The following is a 228-nucleotide window of genomic DNA, read 5'->3' on the forward strand; positions in this document are numbered from 1 at the left end:
ACACAGGGGAGCAGGCCGTTCGCGACGCCGCGCAGGCCGCTCGGGACGGTGACGCGGAAGGTGAAGTCCGCCTTGCCCGAGGGGTGGTCGTTGCACGGGATGACGGTGTGCGCGGAGTTCGGCTGCGGGCAGATCGCGGAGCCGTCCGGGGTGGGCACCCACGCGGTGTGCGGGGGGGTGCGGCGCGGGTCGGCCGTGTAGGTCACGCACACGGTGACGTCGTCCCGC

At 74.1% G+C, this 228-nt stretch carries 1 pseudogene; it reads right to left on the reverse strand.

From position 1 onward, the window contains the following. Positions 1-228 (reverse strand): annotated as a pseudogene (locus tag KVT45_RS55975) (M1 family peptidase); the annotation flags it as partial.

Source organism: Streptomyces sp. GbtcB6 (assembly GCF_019091475.1).
Taxonomy (GTDB): Bacteria; Actinomycetota; Actinomycetes; order Streptomycetales; family Streptomycetaceae; genus Streptomyces; species Streptomyces hyaluromycini.